Source organism: Streptomyces sp. NBC_00239 (assembly GCF_036194065.1).
In the GTDB taxonomy this organism is placed as follows: Bacteria; Actinomycetota; Actinomycetes; order Streptomycetales; family Streptomycetaceae; genus Streptomyces.
In genome coordinates, this window is record NZ_CP108095.1 from 5,172,721 (window position 1) to 5,188,281 (window position 15,561).

14 protein-coding genes are annotated in these 15,561 nt (G+C 71.6%); 10 read left to right on the plus strand and 4 right to left on the minus strand.

What is annotated here, in order from left to right; all coding sequences use genetic code 11:
• The first annotated feature begins 10 nt into the window (after nt 1–10).
• The 3 genes from OG764_RS22775 (at nt 11) to OG764_RS22785 (ending at nt 2,820) form a co-directional block, all read left to right on the plus strand.
• The gene (locus tag OG764_RS22775; protein WP_328973126.1) at nt 11–775 is read left to right on the plus strand and encodes an ABC transporter permease; all 765 of its coding nucleotides are present in this window, start codon (nt 11–13) and stop codon (nt 773–775) included.
• A gap of 157 nt (nt 776–932) precedes the next feature.
• A complete protein-coding gene (locus OG764_RS22780) occupies nt 933–2,003 on the plus strand; it encodes an ABC transporter ATP-binding protein (protein ID WP_443056014.1) in 1,071 nt (356 codons plus the stop codon).
• Between the two features lie 58 nt (nt 2,004–2,061).
• Entirely contained in the window at nt 2,062–2,820 is a 759-nt protein-coding gene (locus OG764_RS22785; RefSeq protein WP_328970270.1) for a DUF1707 SHOCT-like domain-containing protein, read from the plus strand.
• 1,225 nt (nt 2,821–4,045) lie between these two features.
• Here OG764_RS22785 and OG764_RS22790 read toward each other — a convergent pair.
• Nucleotides 4,046–5,413 (minus strand): SGNH/GDSL hydrolase family protein, encoded by a 1,368-nt coding sequence (locus OG764_RS22790; RefSeq protein WP_328970271.1) that lies wholly within the window; start codon nt 5,411–5,413, stop codon nt 4,046–4,048.
• 131 nt (nt 5,414–5,544) lie between these two features.
• Here OG764_RS22790 and OG764_RS22795 point away from each other — a divergent pair, with 131 nt between their 5' ends.
• On the plus strand, nt 5,545–6,855 hold the full coding sequence (locus OG764_RS22795; RefSeq protein ID WP_328970272.1) for a DUF445 domain-containing protein: 1,311 nt from the start codon (nt 5,545–5,547) through the stop codon (nt 6,853–6,855).
• Between the two features lie 250 nt (nt 6,856–7,105).
• On the opposite strand, the gene OG764_RS22800 is transcribed toward OG764_RS22795, so the two are convergent.
• Together OG764_RS22800 and OG764_RS22805 are read right to left on the minus strand one after the other, a co-directional pair.
• Nucleotides 7,106–7,405 carry a hypothetical protein gene (locus tag OG764_RS22800; RefSeq protein WP_328970273.1) on the minus strand — a complete coding sequence of 100 codons (300 nt, stop codon included), beginning with the start codon at nt 7,403–7,405 and terminating at the stop codon, nt 7,106–7,108.
• 48 nt (nt 7,406–7,453) lie between these two features.
• On the minus strand, nt 7,454–7,630 hold the full coding sequence (locus OG764_RS22805) for a hypothetical protein (RefSeq protein WP_328970274.1): 177 nt from the start codon (nt 7,628–7,630) through the stop codon (nt 7,454–7,456).
• A gap of 215 nt (nt 7,631–7,845) precedes the next feature.
• On the opposite strand from OG764_RS22805, the gene OG764_RS22810 reads away from it, so the two are divergent.
• The 6 genes from OG764_RS22810 to OG764_RS22835 all read left to right on the plus strand — a co-directional run bounded on the left by OG764_RS22810 (nt 7,846) and on the right by OG764_RS22835 (nt 14,297).
• Nucleotides 7,846–8,382 carry a GNAT family N-acetyltransferase gene (locus OG764_RS22810; RefSeq protein ID WP_328970275.1) on the plus strand — a complete coding sequence of 179 codons (537 nt, stop codon included), beginning with the start codon at nt 7,846–7,848 and terminating at the stop codon, nt 8,380–8,382.
• 249 nt (nt 8,383–8,631) lie between these two features.
• Nucleotides 8,632–9,699, plus strand: coding sequence for a hypothetical protein (locus OG764_RS22815; protein WP_328970276.1), 1,068 nt, complete (start codon nt 8,632–8,634; stop codon nt 9,697–9,699).
• A gap of 52 nt (nt 9,700–9,751) precedes the next feature.
• Nucleotides 9,752–10,207: a very short patch repair endonuclease gene (locus tag OG764_RS22820; protein ID WP_328970277.1), complete on the plus strand. Its 456-nt coding sequence runs from the start codon at nt 9,752–9,754 to the stop codon at nt 10,205–10,207.
• Between the two features lie 78 nt (nt 10,208–10,285).
• Nucleotides 10,286–12,379 carry a helix-turn-helix domain-containing protein gene (locus tag OG764_RS22825; RefSeq protein WP_328970278.1) on the plus strand — a complete coding sequence of 698 codons (2,094 nt, stop codon included), beginning with the start codon at nt 10,286–10,288 and terminating at the stop codon, nt 12,377–12,379.
• Nucleotides 12,376–13,353, plus strand: a complete 978-nt coding sequence (locus tag OG764_RS22830; RefSeq protein ID WP_328970279.1) for a hypothetical protein — start codon at nt 12,376–12,378, stop codon at nt 13,351–13,353. Before OG764_RS22825 ends, OG764_RS22830 begins: the two co-directional genes overlap by 4 nt.
• A complete protein-coding gene (locus tag OG764_RS22835; protein WP_328970280.1) occupies nt 13,350–14,297 on the plus strand; it encodes a DUF6339 family protein in 948 nt (315 codons plus the stop codon). Before OG764_RS22830 ends, OG764_RS22835 begins: the two co-directional genes overlap by 4 nt.
• 6 nt (nt 14,298–14,303) lie before the next feature.
• Here the strand turns inward: OG764_RS22835 and OG764_RS22840 are convergent, their stop codons facing one another.
• Entirely contained in the window at nt 14,304–15,518 is a 1,215-nt protein-coding gene (locus OG764_RS22840) for a DNA cytosine methyltransferase (RefSeq protein WP_328970281.1), read from the minus strand.
• Between the last annotated feature and the right edge of the window lie 43 nt (nt 15,519–15,561).

A 15,561-nucleotide genomic window follows, 5' to 3' on the forward strand; every position in this document is an offset into this window, starting at 1 on the left:
CGTCGTCGGGATGTGGATCCGCTCGACGATGACCTACCGGGCGTCCTTCGCGCTCGCCTTCTTCGGGAACCTCGCCACCAGCGGCCTTGACTTCATCGGCATCTACGTCATGTTCCGCCACATCGACGTCCTCGGGGGCTTCTCGCTTCCCGAGATCGCCCTGCTGTACGGGGCCTGCGCCGCCTCCCTCGGGCTGACCGACCTGCTGCTCGGCAACACCGACCGGGTCGGCGCCCGGATCCGCGACGGCTCGCTCGACACCATGCTGGTGCGGCCCGTACCCGTGTTCGCGCAGGTCGCGGCCGACCGCTTCGCGCTGCGACGGCTCGGGCGGGTGATGCAGGGGCTCGTGGTGCTCGGCTGGGGCGTGGCCGCCGCCGACGTGTCGTGGACGGCGGGCCGGGTGCTGCTCGTACCGGTCATGGTGGTCGCAGGCGCGGCCATCTTCGCGGCCGTCCTCCTGGCCGGCGCCGCCTTCCAGTTCGTCGCCGGAGACGCGGCGGAAGTGCAGAACTCCTTCACGTACGGCGGCTGCACGATGCTCCAGTACCCGCCCACGGTGTTCGGGCGGGAGATGGTGCGCGGGGTGACCTTCGTGGTGCCGCTGGCCTTCGTCAACTGGGTGCCCGCGCTGTACGTGCTGGGGCGGCCGCAGCCGTTCGGTCTGCCGTGGTGGACGGCCTTCCTCAGCCCGCTGGTGGCGCTGGCGGCACTGGCGCCCGCGTCGCTGGCGTGGCGGGCGGGGCTTCGGTCGTACCGGAGTACGGGGAGCTAGCGGGGTGGGGTGGGGGGCGGAGAGGAGGGGGAGGGGAGGGGGGAGGTGAGGGGAGTGGGCCGGGGTGGGTGGGGCTTCGGTGTGGGGGCTTCTGTTGGTGGGGCTTCGGTGGGGGCCTTCTGTTGGCGGGTGGGCTGGGTCGTGGAGAGGCAGTGCGTTGATTCGGGTGGACGGCGTGGAGAAGGTCTTCGACGTGCGGAAGCGGACTGGGTGGTTCAAGCGTGAGCGGCGCCGGGTGCGGGCCGTCGACGGGATCAGCTTCGAAGTGGCGCGAGGCGAGATGGTCGGCTACATCGGACCCAACGGGGCCGGCAAGTCGACCACGATCAAGATGCTGACGGGGATCCTGACCCCCAGCGCCGGCCGGGTGCGGGTCGCCGGCATCGACCCGGCGCGCGACCGGACCCGGCTCGCGCAGCGGATCGGTGTCGTGTTCGGGCAGCGCACCACCCTGTGGTGGGACCTGCCGCTGAAGGACTCGTACGGGCTGATGCGGCGGCTGTACCGGATCCCTGACGCGCGGTACCGGGAGAACCTCGGCCGGTGCGTGGAGCTGCTGGAACTGGAGAAACTGCTGGACGTGCCGGTCCGGCAGCTGTCCCTGGGGCAGCGGATGCGCGGTGACATCGCGGCGGCGCTGCTCCACGACCCGGAGGTGCTGTACCTCGACGAGCCGACCATCGGGCTCGATGTGGTGAGCAAGGCCAAGGTGCGGGGGTTCCTGCGGGACATGAACGCGGAGCAGGGGACGACGGTCCTGCTGACGACCCACGACCTCCAGGACATCGAACAGCTCTGCGCGCGGGTGATGGTCATCGACCACGGGCGGCTGATGTACGACGGGGCCCTGGCGGGGCTGCACTCGGTGGGGGAGAGCGAGCGGACCCTGGTGGTGGACCTGGAACGGGAGCTTCCGGCGGTGGAGGTGCCGGGCGCGCGGGTGGTGAAGGTGGAGGGCCCGCGGCAGTGGCTCGCCTTCCCGGCGTCGGAATCGGCGGCCCCGCTGGTGGCGGCGGTCGCCGCGCGGTACCCGCTGGTCGACCTGTCCGTACGGGAGCCGGACATCGAGGACGTGATCGCGCGGATGTACGCGGGAGGGGGCGGGGAGCCTGGCGGGGAGCGGGGTGTGGAGCAGAGCGTGGAGCAGAGCGTGGAGCGGGGTGTGGAGCAGAGCGTGGAGCGGGGTGGGTGGGGGCATGTGGAGGCAGGCGGGGGTGGGGTGGGCTGAGGGGCCGGGTGCATCGGCAGGCCTACAACTCCCGGTGGTTGCTGCATAGTCTGACGCCATGAGCGACGAGCTGCCCGAGCTGAGGGCGTCGGATGCCGACCGGGAGCGGGTGGTGGAGCGCTTGCGCGAAGCCGTCGCCGAAGGGCGGCTCGACATGGACGAGTTCGAGGAGCGGATGGAGGCGGCCTTCGCCTCCCGTACGTACGCGGAGCTCGCGCCGCTGACGCGGGACCTGCCGGCGGAGGGCGGGCCGCACGCGGGGCCGTATCCGGGGCCGTATCCGGGGATGCATGCGGGGATGCCTGCGGGGATGCCTGCGGGGATGCACGCGCCGTCGGTGTCGCTTCGGAAGGGCCGGGGCCAGGGTGGCGTGGATGCCGACGGGCGGGCGGTCAACTGGCCGGCCCGGATCGGGGGCGAGGCCGGGGCGGCCACCGCGGTGGCCGTGATGGGAGCCTTCGAGCGCACGGGCGGGTGGACGGTGCCCCGCCGGATGAACGCGGTGGCCGTGTGGGGCGGCGGCAAACTCGACCTGCGCGAGGCCCGGTTCGAAAGCCACGAGGTCGTCATCAACTGCGTGGCCGTCATGGGCGGCATCGAGATCATCGTCCCGCCGGGCCTGGAGGTCCAGGTCCAGGGCATCGGCATCATGGGCGCCTTCGACACCCGAACCTCCCCCCAATACACCCCCACCGACCCCTCGGCCCCCCGCGTCATCGTGACGGGCCTCGCGTTCTGGGGCGGCGTGGAGATCAAGTACAAGGGGGCGAAAGGGGTGAAAGGAGTGAAAGGGGTGAAGGGGATTGGTGGGGGGTAGGGACCCGTCGCCCTCGCTCGTGGGGTTGAGCGGTGTCCGTCCGCCTCCCCTTGCGGTTATGCGGTCCCGGCTGAGGTGGGGTGGGGGCTTGGGAGGCCGTCGTTCTTGCCCGGTTCGGTCTTGTGGCGGGGTCGAGTGTGAGTATCCGCGAGGTGCGCCACTTTCCCCCCTCGCTCGTGGGGCTTGAGCGGTGTTTGCCCGCCTCCCCTGGGGTTGTGCCGGTTGTGGGTGGGGCGGGGGTGTGGGCTGGGGGAGCGGTCAGGGCTGTGCGGGCCGATTCGGTTGGCGGGTCGGGGGTCGGGGGTCGGGGTGGTGCGGGGTTTCGGGGGTCCGGTGGCTGCTCGCCAGTCGAGTGTCCGTCCGGGGCGGGTCGTGGCGTCAAGGGCGCTCCCTGCGGTCGCGTCGCTGCGCGATGGCCCTTCGGGCCACCCTTGACTCCACGACCCGCCCCGGAAGTCCACGGACTTGCGACCACCCACCGGAGGGGGAAGCGGCATGGGGGACGGCCCACTCTTCGGCTCCCTTGTGGATAGGCGCGCGGGGTGTCGGCTGGGCCCGCCCTCCGGGCGAACACCCCCGCCCCAGATCGCTACGCGCTTCTCCCGTCCCGGCGGCAGCCGGCCCGTCTGCGGCCGGACATAAGCACGCATCGGATCGCGGGCCGACCGCTCGGCTTGGCGGCAGCCGGCTCGTCCGAGGCTCAGGTCTCTGAACTGGGGTTTTGTGGGAAGGTGCTCGCTCGTGGGGAGGAGGGCGGGGGACCCCGGAAACGAATCGCGTCCCAGCCGCGCAGCGGCCCCGAATCCCCCGGCCGAGGCCGAGGCTGGCGTACGGCGTACGGGGTAGGGGCAGCCGCCGACGGCGCCCAGCCCCCCACTGGAAGCCCCAGCATCTCGATGCCGCTGTACGGGCGGAGCGGGTGGGAGAACACCCCCGCGCGGAGCGCGGGGGCACCCCACCGGCGGCCGGCCGGTGCACGAAAGCCCCGCCCGGCACGGGCACAGCCGGGACGCGGACCCGCCGGGCGTGGCGGACCCGCGCGGGGGACCCCCACCGGCGGCCGGCCGGACACGAACGCCCAGCCCGGCCCGGGCACAGCCGGGACGCGGACCCGCCGGGCGGGGCGGACCCGCGCGGGGGACCCCACCGGCGGGGAGCCGGGCATGTGCGCCCCGCCCGGCACGGGCGTGACACGTGGACCCGCCCGCCAAGCGCAGCGGACCGGTTAGCCGAGGACCGCTACGTCGAAGGTGCGGCCCATCGCCGCGTAGCCGTCGTCGTTGGGGTGGAGGTGGTCGCCGGAGTCGAATTCCGGCTTGAGGCGGCTGGGGGAGTCGGGGTCGCGCAGGACCCGGTCGAAGTCCACGACCTCGTCGAAGACGCCGCCCTCGCGGATGCGGGCGTTCACGCTGCGGCGTACGGATTCGCGGGATGCCGCGTACGCCTTGTGTCCGCGGAACGGCGGCAGCGTCGTACCGACCATGCGGACGCCCCGCGCGTGCGCCCGCTTGCGGAGTTCGCGGAGGGCTTCGGCGATGCGGTCGGGGTCCGTCTCGCGGGGGGACTTGAGGATGTCGTTCGTGCCGAGCTGGACGACGACGACGCGCACCCCGGTGCGGGACAGGACGTCGCGGTCGAAGCGGTCGAGGGCCCGCGGCCCGGTGCCGTCGCGCAGCAGCCGGTTGCCGGCGATGCCCGCGTTGAGGACGCCCAGGCGCGGGGTGCGGCCCTCGCGGAGCCGTTCCGCGAGGAAGTCCGTCCAGCGGCGGTTCGCGTCGGTGGTGGAGGCCAGGCCGTCGGTGATCGAGGCGCCGAACGCGACGACGGACCCGCGGGCCTCGTCCGTGAAGACGTCCATGGCGACCAGTTGCCGCCAGGACCGCGTCTGCTCGGTGAAGCCGTCGCCGGTCTCGTCCTCCGTGCTGTCGCCGTCCGCCGCGTACGAGGTCTGGCGCGCGCCCGGGTGCAGGGTGACGGGGCCGCTGGGCTCCGCCGAGTCCGGGGAGTACGTGCTGACCAGCATGTCCGCGTCCGCGGGGACGGACAGGCGGGCGGCGTCGCTGGTGACCTCGTCGCCCGGCGGGATCGTCACCTCGGCGGCGCCGCCGAAGGTGAGCGGGACCAGCGAGCCGGGCTGCGCGGCGGCCATCCGGAAGCCCGGGCCGGTGGCGGCGCCGGAGACCGTGCCGTCCGTGCCGGCGGCCGGCCCGACGGTGGCCCGCCCGATGTGCAGCGGGTGCTTGCCGAACAGGTTGGAGAGGGTGATCCGTACCCGGCTGCCGCCGATGCTCGTGTGCACGACGTTGCGGAACGTACGGCCCGCGTGGCCGCGCAGGTACGTGTCGGGTTCGGCGTCGACCGGGGCGGACGACCACGTGCCGACCCAGTGCGGGGTGATCGGTCCGCCGTCGTCCAGGACGCCGCCGCTCGTCGATTCCCGGACCTTGGCGCCGTCCGGACCGGATCCCGGGCCCGAGTCGGCGCTCGCGGAGCACCCGCCGGTGACGAGCACCGCCGCTGCCGTCACGAGGGCTGTGCACAGCCGGTGGCGGCGGCGCCGGTCTGGGTTTCGGCCGGTGCGGGGGGCGGTCATGTGCGGAGTTCCTCCTCCGGTGGTGGTTCGCCGGAATGGGGGACGCCGGGAACTCGTGGCGCGTCCCGGGAGTCGGTCAAGTAGGCGACAGTGGCACGAACGGTACGTGACAGGGGGGAAGGGCAGGACAGGTGGGACGTACACAGGACAGTACAGAAGCGCGGGAAGGCCGGATCGGCGTCTTCGCGTACTCCGCCGCGGACGAGGAGAAGCGTCGCGGAGTGCGCCGGATGAAGACGACGGCGACCGGCCTGCTCGGGCTGGTCGCCCTGGTCTACGTCCTTGCCAAGTGGGCGCAGCACACGGGTGCGGGCGGCTGGGCCGGTTATGTGGCCGCGGCCGCCGAGGCGGGCATGGTCGGTGCGCTCGCCGACTGGTTCGCGGTGACGGCGCTGTTCCGGCGGCCGCTCGGCCTGCCCATCCCGCACACCGCGATCATCCCGACCAAGAAGGACCAGCTCGGCGTCTCGCTGGGCGAGTTCGTCGGGGAGAACTTCCTCTCGTCGGACGTGGTGAGCACCCGGCTGCGGGCGTTGGGGATCGGCGGTCGGCTGGGGGCCTGGCTGGCCGAACCCGAGCACGCCGACCGGGTCACCGCGGAGTTGGCGACGGCGCTGCGCGGCGCGCTGACGGTGCTCCGCGACTCCGATGTGCAGGCGGTGGTGGGAGAGGCGATCACCCGCCGGGCGGAGACCGCGGAGATCGCCCCCGGCGTCGGCAAGACCCTGGAGAGGATCGTCGCGGACGGCGGCCACAGGCGGGTCGTGGACCTGGTGTGCGCCAAGGCCCACGACTGGCTGGTCACGCACGGGGATTCGGTCATGGACGCGGTGCAGGGCGGGGCGCCCGGATGGACGCCGCGGTTCGTGGACAAGAAGGTGGGCGAGCGGGTCTACAAGGAGCTGCTGCGCTTCATCACCGAGATGCGGGACATGCCGGAGCATCCGGCGCGCGGCGCCGTCGACCGCTTCCTGGCGGACTTCGCCGCGGACCTCCAGTCCGATACGGAGACCCGGGCGCGCGTCGAGCGGCTGAAGTCGGAGATCCTGGCGCGCGGCGAGGTGCAGGACGTCATCGCCTCGGCGTGGTCCGCGATCCGCACGATGATCATTTCGGCGGCGGAGGACGAGCGCAGTGAACTGCGGCTGCGGGTCCGGTCGTCGCTGATGTCGCTGGGCGCCCGACTGGCCACGGACGGGCGGCTGCAGGCGAAGGTGGAGGGGTGGATCGAGGGCGCGGTGGTCCATGTCGTGACCCGGTACCGCGCCGAGATCACCTCGCTGATCACGGACACGGTGGCCGGCTGGGACGCCGAGCACACGTCCCGCAAGATCGAGGCGCACATCGGGCGGGATCTGCAGTTCATCAGGATCAACGGCACGGTGGTCGGCGCCCTGGCGGGCCTGCTGATCTACAGCGTGTCGCGGGCACTGGGGGCCTGAACCGGCTGCCGTCCGTTTCGTCGTCCCCTGGGTTGGTGGGGGAGCGGCCCGGTTGGAGTGGTCCCGGCGTAGTTGGCGTGGCCCGTCCTGGGTCGGCCTTGGTCGTTCTGGGGCGTTCTGGTTCCTTCTGGTCGGCCTGGGTCGTCCGGCTCAGGCCGGGCCGCCGTCCGGCCCGGCTGTCGGGGGCCCGGCCGCCCGGCCCGGCTGGTGCGGGGGGAGGCCGTCGCGCCTCCCCCCGGCGGGGGCGGGGTCAGGCGCGGTCGGCTACGGCCCAGGAGGCGGCGGCCACCACGCCTGCCGCGCCGAAGACCGCGGGCCAGGCGCCGATCTTCTTGGCGAGCGGGTGAGCTCCGGCGAAGCCCGCCAGGTAGAGGCCGCCGAGCGCGGCCGCGGCGGGGGCGCCGGCCCGCTGGTGCCAGGCGCGGGCGGCGACCGCGCCGGCCGCTCCGAGCACGACCCCGCCGAGCGGCCGCTTCCGCGTCCAGCGCGCGACGGCATATCCACCGACCAGTCCAGCAGCGGCCACGGCCGCCGACGGCACCTGTGCCATGTTCATTCCTTCCGCGGTACGTTCGTACATCCGTCCTACCTGTCGAGGCTAACGCGGCCGCCGCGCCAGCCCGGCGGCGCCCGCCAGGCCCAGGACGAGTACGGCCCCGCCGATCACGGTGTCCGGAACCGCGTCCTGGACCGGCCGCGGCAGCATGGCCACGACCCCCAGGACGAGGAAGAACGCAAGCGCGCAGCCGCCCGCGCCGAGCAGCAGTCTGTACACGAGGCCTCCAGGTCCGACCGGCCATGAACACCCCTTCAACGCGCCCGGGTCGCGCCACGACACGGCCCCGCGTGTCGGATTTGTCGCACACCCTCCGCTTCTGCGGACGAGCCCCTGGAGGAACCTCCCCGGCGTAGATTCGCTCTCCCGGAGAGAAATCGCCCGACCCCGCCGCATCCGCCCCAAACACCCGTCTCGCCCCAGGAGCCCCCCACGTGATCTGTTACGGAAAGGCCGTTCTCGACCTCTCGGACGAGCTGGCCGATGCCTATGCGGAGGTCTTCTCCGCGCCGCCGTGGAACGAGGACGAAGAAACCATTCGTCAGTTCGCCTCCCGGCTCCAGAGCGACACCCGTCGCCCCGGCTTCCGTGCCGCCTTCACCCAGTCCGCCACCGGCATCGACGGCTTCGCCACCGCCTGGATCACCGGCACGGCCTTCCCCACCAACCGCGCGTACGGGCACGTCACTGCCCAGCTCGGCCGCGCGCGCGTCACCGAATACCTGGTCGGAGCCCTGGAGATAGACGAGCTCGCCGTACGTCCGTACGCCCGCGGGCACGGCACCGGCCGCGCGCTGCTCGCCGAACTGGCCGCCGACGCCCCCGACTCCCGCGCCTGGCTCCTGACCGCCCGCAAGGCCACCGACACCGTCGCGACGTACCGCCGCCTGGGCTGGCACGAACTCGCCCCGCTCCCCGGCACGGAGAACGGCATCGTGGTCTTCCTGGCCCCGGGGCATCCCGCGGTCTGATGTCCGGCGGTCTGAGGCGGGTGGCCGCGTGGCCGCGTGACCGCGTGACCGCGTGGTCGAGTGGTCACATGATTCGGGGCGGCCGGGGTGGTCCGGGGTGGTCCGGGGCGGCCGGGGCGGCCGGGGGTGGTCCGGGTTGCGTGATGGCCAGTGTCTGGATTCCGGGCGCCTGCGTCCGGTGGCCCAAGCCCAGTGCTCTGAGTCGCCGCGGCCCGGATCCGGTGGGCCTCGTCGGGGCATACCGAGGGCATGATCAAAGACAACGCACACTCCGGTCACCTCGGTCACCCCGGACCCCTCGGCCGGAAAGAACCCCTCGACCGCACCAACTGCACCGACCGCGTCAACCGGATCGCCCACCGCCAGCTGAACCTGGCCACGGCCCGGCAGCTCACCCGTGCCGGCGTCACGCCCGGTACCCGCGTCGGCAGGGCTCGGCCCGGTGGCCCCTGGCAGCGGCTGCTGCCCCGCGTCTACCTCCTCCAGACCGGCCCGCCGGACGCCCGCCAACGGGCCCTGTCCGCCGTCCTGTACGCGGCCGACCCCGATGCCGACCCGCTGGCCGGTACGACCGCGGCCCTCACCGGCGGTGCGGCCCTCGCCCTGCTCGGCGTCCGCGACGCCCCGCCGGACCCGCACCACGTCCTGGTCCCCGCCCCGCGCCGGGTGTCCGCCGTCCGCGGGGTCCGGCCCGTCGCCACCAGCCGCTGGCCGGCCACGCTCACCGTCTGCGGCATTCCGAGCACCCGCCCGGTCCGCGCCGCGGCCGACTTCGCCGCCCGTGCGCAGGACCCCTACCTGGTCCGCTCGGTCCTCGCCAACGTCGTCCAGGCAGGCTGGTGCCACCCCCAGGACCTCCGCGCCGAACTCCGTGCGGCCCGCGTCCTGAACCGCCCCGCCACGCGCGCCGCGGCCGCCGAACTGGTCGCCGGGGTCCGCTCGATCGCCGAGGGCCACGCCCGCGACGCCCTCGCCCGCACCGACCTCCCGCCCCCGCTCTGGAACGCCCGCCTCTACACCCCGGACGGCTCCTTCCTCGCCTCCCCGGACGCCTACTGGCCCGACGAGGGCGTCGCCCTGGAGATCGACTCGGCGGAGTACCACTACACCCGCGACTCCTGGCACGCCACCCTCCACCGCCGCCTCCGCCTGGAGGCCCACGGCGTCCTGGTGGCCAGCGCCACCCCCTCGATGGTCCGCACCACCCCGGCAGAAGTAGTCGACGCCCTCCGCACCCTCCTCACCCTCGCCTCCACCCGCCCCCACCCCCCAACCGCCCACGCCCGAGGCCACGCCCAACTGGAACTTCCGCTGTAGCGGCCCGTGCGCTGTGTGTTCGGCCCGATGCGGCAGGGGCGAGAATGGAGGAGTGGAACCGCTGCAGACGACACCGGGCGTGCGACTACGGATGAGCCGCCAACGAAGCCGTGACACGGATGCCGAGCTGGCGATTCGCAAGCTGCTCCATGCCTATGGCCTGCGCTATCGCATTCACCGCAGGCCCGTGAAGGGCGTCCGGCGGGAGGCCGACATCGTGTTCGGTCCGGCTCGGGTCGCGGTGTTCGTGGACGGCTGTTTCTGGCATGGATGCCCGGAGCACGCGACATGGCCGAAGAGCAACGCCGACTTCTGGCGCGCCAAGATCGAGGGCAACCGCGCCCGCGACCGTGACACGGACGCCCGTCTCGCCGCCGAGGGCTGGCTCTCGGTGCGCGTATGGGAGCACGAGAGCGCATCCGAGGCCGCGGTGCGGGTGTGTGACCTCGTGCAGAGACGTCGTGCATCCGAAAGCGCTCGGCCGCGTCCGGCCCCCACCGATATTTGACAACAGGCCTTCCGTCAAACGGTCGCTGCTAGGCTCGGTTTCGGAGCACGTGGACGATCACGACCGGGAGGATGGCGCATGGAGCAGCGGGTCGAGGAGTTCGGTCCGTGGCTCGGACGTCAACTCGGGCGTCTGGACATGTCGCAGACCGAACTGGCGGACCGCCTCGGCCTGACGCGGGCCGCGGTGTCCGCGTGGATCACGGGCCGTTCGGAGCCGCGGGAGGAGACCAAGCGGGCTCTCGCGGAGGTCTTCGGCACAGATCCGGCAGCGGTGTTGGAAAGGGTCACCGACATATCAGCCAACCTCCCGCTGCAGTGGCATCACCGGCCGGCGCACAGCGATGGCGGGCGTGAGTACGGAAACGCCGCCGCCTTCGCCTTCGACGCCGACATGTCCGTGCTGGCCCGTGAGGCGACACAGAACTCGCTCGACGAGAGACATGACACGAGCAAGCCCGTCCGGGTGCGGTACACGCTGCACGAGTTGAGCGGCGACCACCTGGACTCCTTCCTGGACACGCTTCGCTGGGCGGAGCTGCGTGGTCACTACGAGCAGGCGGCCGCGGCCGAGCAGAAGGTGTCGAGGAGCCTGCGGGCGGCTCTGGATGAACTGGAAGCCGCTCGCACCTTGTTGCTGCTTCGCGTGGACGACTACAACGCCGCGGGACTCACGGGTCCCGAATACCACGACGGTCGATTCGCCGCCGTGGTGCGACGGCAACTCGACAGCCACAAGCAGAACGGTGGGAGGGCCGGCGGCTCGTACGGTCTGGGCAAGGCGACCTTGTGGGCGACCAGCCGCTTCGGCCTGGTGTTGATCAATTCCACCCTCTCGGCCCCCCACGAGGGTCGTACGGAGCGGCGGGTCATCGGCCGCCTCGACCTCCCCTGGCGACAGGTGGACGGCCAGTCGTATGCCGGGCCGGCGTGGTTCGGTGAACCCGAGACCGAGCCTGAACACAAAGGGGTGTCTCGCTCCTGGTGGGCGGACGAAGCGACGGTGCGCGGCCTGCATCTGGAACGGGAGGGCACCGATCCCGGCACTTCATTCCTCGTCGTCGGTGCGCACGACGCATCGGGTGACACCGAAACCCTGCAGGACCTGCACGACAAACTGGTCGGTTCGCTGGCGAACGACTTCTGGGCGGCGATGATCGGCGGGCGCGACGCCGGCGCCCTCCTCGACGCGTGTGTGACGACATTCCGCAATGGCGAAGTGGTCATCCCGGAGGAGCGGGTCGACCCGCATGCCCGTCATCAGGCCCTGAGCCGATCCCTCCAGGCGTACCTGGACGGTGGAACCGTCACCGAGCTCACTTCGGGGGGCCAGGTGGCGCGTGTGGACGTGCCGCTGGTCGTCACCCCGCTGAAGGGGACGGGGCGACCGCGTGACAAGGGTCGGGAACACCCTGCGGTACTGCTCCTCACCCCGGCCGCCGACGGCGACGCGACGCACAGCCGCGTCGTGTTCATGCGTGGCAACCGCATGGCCATCACCCATCACCGGCCGCGCGAACTGCCGCTGGGGGCGCTCCCCTTCCAGGCTGTGCTGCTCGCGGGCTATGCGACCGAGCGTGACGGCGAGGACGTGGCGCTCGCGGAGGCGTTTCTGCGCGCTTCAGAGCCCCCGGAACACGACCGATGGGATCGGACCGAGGAACTCACCTCCCTCTACGAGCGTGGTGCCCTCACCCGCCTCAAGGAGTTCCGTGCCGACGTGGACGAGGCAGTCCGTGCGCTCGTGGGACGGCGTGAGCCGGGTCGCTCCGGCGGTCCGGCGGCGCTGCGCGAACTGCTCAAGCTCGACGCGCCGCCCACCTCCGGGAAGAAGGCGCAGGGCTTCCCCTCGGTGCGGCGCGTCGACGCCCGTGTCACGGCCGACGGGGCCTGGCACGCGACCGTCACGCTGCGGCTTCCGGACGCGCAGGATCCCTGGCTGCTGAAACCCGTGGCGAAGTTCGACGTGCGCTCCGGCGGTCGTCCGGTGGTGGGGTGGAGCGAACTCACGGCTGTCGAGAGTTGCCGTGTCGACCAAGGGGATCTGATGATCGATGCCGGTGCGCGGACGGCGGTCTTCCATGGGATCACCGACCCGGCCACCCACCCCGTACAGGGCGCGTATGCCCGGCTCGTGGTGGATGTACAGAAGTCCCGAGGGAGTGCGCTGTGAAGTCGTCCTTTCCCTACCCGACGCTCTTCGGCGACATCGATCTGAAAGTGCATTCGGTGTCCGTCGACCAGTCGGAACTGCCGTACACCATGATCTCGCCGCCGGACCGGACCGTCGCCTTGCACCAGAGCGGGCGACAGGCCTGGGAGTGTGCCACGCTACGGCTGGAGGCGACTCTGCCGCGGGAGGAGCTGGGCAGCGGGGCCTGGACGGATGTGGTGTGTCTTGCCGTCCTGTCGGAAAAGGCCACGAACGCCCGTACCGTCGGCCGGTTGCACCTGGCCGAGGACGGCACAGCCCGCGGCACGGTCGAACTGGCGCGGATGCGTCATCGCAGCCGCGCCACACTGACCCTGTTGGTGGTGGCCACGGTGGAAGGTGTCGCCGGGCGCGTCATCGGCTCCGCGGTACAGGACTGGTACATCGATCTGAAGGCCTCGGCACCGGTCCGGCAGCGCGAGATCGAGATCGTCGAAGTCGACTTCAGGGAGGGACCGCACGCATGGCTGCGGCCCTACCGCGACTCCGCCTGGATCGTCGAGACGGTCGGCGACATCCCCACGGTCTACCTCAACACCGGTGCGGTCGAAGGCCTCACAGAGTTGTTGTCGGGCGCCGGCAGTCCCGCAGAGAAGATCGTCCGCGACTTGACGGCCGGACAGATCGCTCAGGATGCGTGGACCGCGATGTTCCATACGGCCGTCAGCGACCTGGACGAGGACGAGGACGGCACACCGCACATGCCGACGGGTTGGCGTGAGGCGGTGCTGCGCATGATGCTCCCGGACGTCGTGCCGGGCCGCGGGCTCGCCGAAGCCCTCCACGAGATAACCCGACGCCGAACCCAGGGCTACGGTTGGGCGGAGATCCAGACGGGAGTGCAGTTCGCGGCGTCGCGGCGCAGCCGGACCTCGCGGAACCTGACCAGTGCGTTGCGGTCGCTCGACCGTGCGGAGAGGACGACACCCCGATGAACCGCACGCACGGCCACGTACACCCGGACGTGCTCGGCCTGTTGCCCGACGCCGCGGTCGCCAAGCACCTAAGCCGCGCGGCGCAGGAAGGGCGGGAACGACTCCCTCAGGTGGCCTTGCTCAGGGCTGCCGAGTCCATGGACGATGCCGCGCGCCGGCGGGTCGCTCCGGTACGAGACCTCCTCGACCACGCGATGCGACGTTTTCCCGACAAGCGGACCGCGGCTGACGGCTGGCTGGCCCCTCGCCTGCACGCAACCCTGCGGCTGACGCGGGCCGAGGCAGCCGACGGCAGGCTGTGGAACTTCCTCGCCATGATCGTTGCTCCCGACTACGTCGTGTGGCGACACAAGGGCGCGCCGACCGATCGAGCCGACGGCATCGCCGGTGCGGCCCGGTTCTGTGGAGCGCACTACACGCAGGCCTTCTCCCGACTCTGGTGGGCGGCGGAGCTGTTCCGGAACGGTGCCGACTACCGACCGGTCGAGTCGGCCTGCCGAGTCCAGGACGTGCTGCAGACGGTACTGAGGCTCGACGTCATCGACCATCGACCCACCGCACAGGCGATGTTGGGCGTCATCGAGCGGCAGCTGGCCGCGGGTGTCCCGCGTCCCGGTGACCGGGTGAATGCCCTCGCATCGGCTGTCAACGCCGCAGCCAGCACGCTCGTCTACGACGTGCTGGCCCCCGACCGGGAGCCGGATCTAGAAGCGCTGAGCGAGTGGATCGAGGAGGCCCAGCACAGTCCGGCCGTCCCGTTGGACCGGCTCCCGGAGGGGCCGGACGACGGCGCGGTGAGCAGGCACTCCGTGGAAGCCCTCCTGCCGATGTTCGAGAAACTGCTCGCGGAAGCCCCGGTACGGGATCGGGGCGCGCAACAGGGCGGCGCACCGAAGGCCGCACCGATCGGGGTCAGCCTGGTGAAGGCGTCCGATCCGGCCTGACGTTCGTCAGAGGCGTGTGGCGAGGAACTCGTGGATGGCCTTGGCGAGGGCGGTGCCGAGACCCACGGGCACGGCGTTGCCGATCTGCCGGGCGATCTGGACCTTCGTCCCGTACCAGAGGTAGTCCTCGGGGAAGCCCTGAATGAGGGCGGCCTCGTAGTGCGTGATGGGGCGATGTTCCACGGGGTGGAGGTAACGTCCCTTCTCTGGCTTGTAGAACTCGGTGCGGATCGTCACGGACGGGTGATTCCAGCGCAAACGCCCCATGACGTCGCCGGAGCCGTTGTTGTGCCGGTCCCAACTTTCGGTGGACAGGTAGATCTCAGGCCCGTCGAGCAGGTCGTAACCGGCTTCGGTGGAGAGCCTGATGTCGTTTCCGTCCATGCGGTAGTGGACGTCACGGAGGTGTTTCCTGTTGCCGTCCTCCGGAATGGCTTTGTAGCGGGCTCGAGAGAGTTCTTCGGGTCTGCGTCCGAAATGCAGGTCCGTGGTCTTGAAGTAGCCGGGAACGCCTTCGACGAACGCGGGCCGACCCGGCCTGGGCGCCGGCATGTCCGTCAGGAGCGGGCGCTTCGCGGACTTCTCGAACACCTTCCGGACCGGTGCCCAGCGCGGGAGCGAATCGAACAGCGGACTCTGGCCGACCTCGACCTCGTCGTGGCCGTTCTTAGCGTGGGTGGGACGGGGGTGCACGAGGCTTGAACCGAGCCGTTTGTGGGTGCAGATGACTATGACCCGCCGGCGTGCCTGCGGGACCCCGAAATCGGCCGCATTCAGCACGGCCGGTTCGACCGTGTAGTCGTGCAGCGGATGCCCGGGGGTCTGTGACGCCGTGCGGAGGTCCTCGAACTGGGGGGATCTGAGGAAACGATCCACGTTTTCGATGACGAACAGGCTGGGGTTGACCTCTGCGACCACCCTGACGTACTCGCGCCACAGCTCGTTGCGGGGATCGCTCGGATCTTCCTTGCCGAGTCCGGAGAATCCCTGGCACGGCGGGCCGCCCATGATGATGTCGGCCTGCCCTTTGAAAGGCTTTGCGTCGAACTCGGCGATGTCCCCGTCGTGCACGTTGGAGCCGCCGAAGTTCGCCGCGTACGTGGACGCCGCCGCCTTGTCGAATTCGACCGCCGCCACGGAAACGAAGGGGTTCGGGCCAGTCGCGGGGCGGTACCCCCTGAAGCCGGCCGAGAAGCCCCCGGCCCCGGCGAACAGGTCCATCACGCGGATCTGCCCGGACCGGGGCGGAGGGGACTGCTCGTGG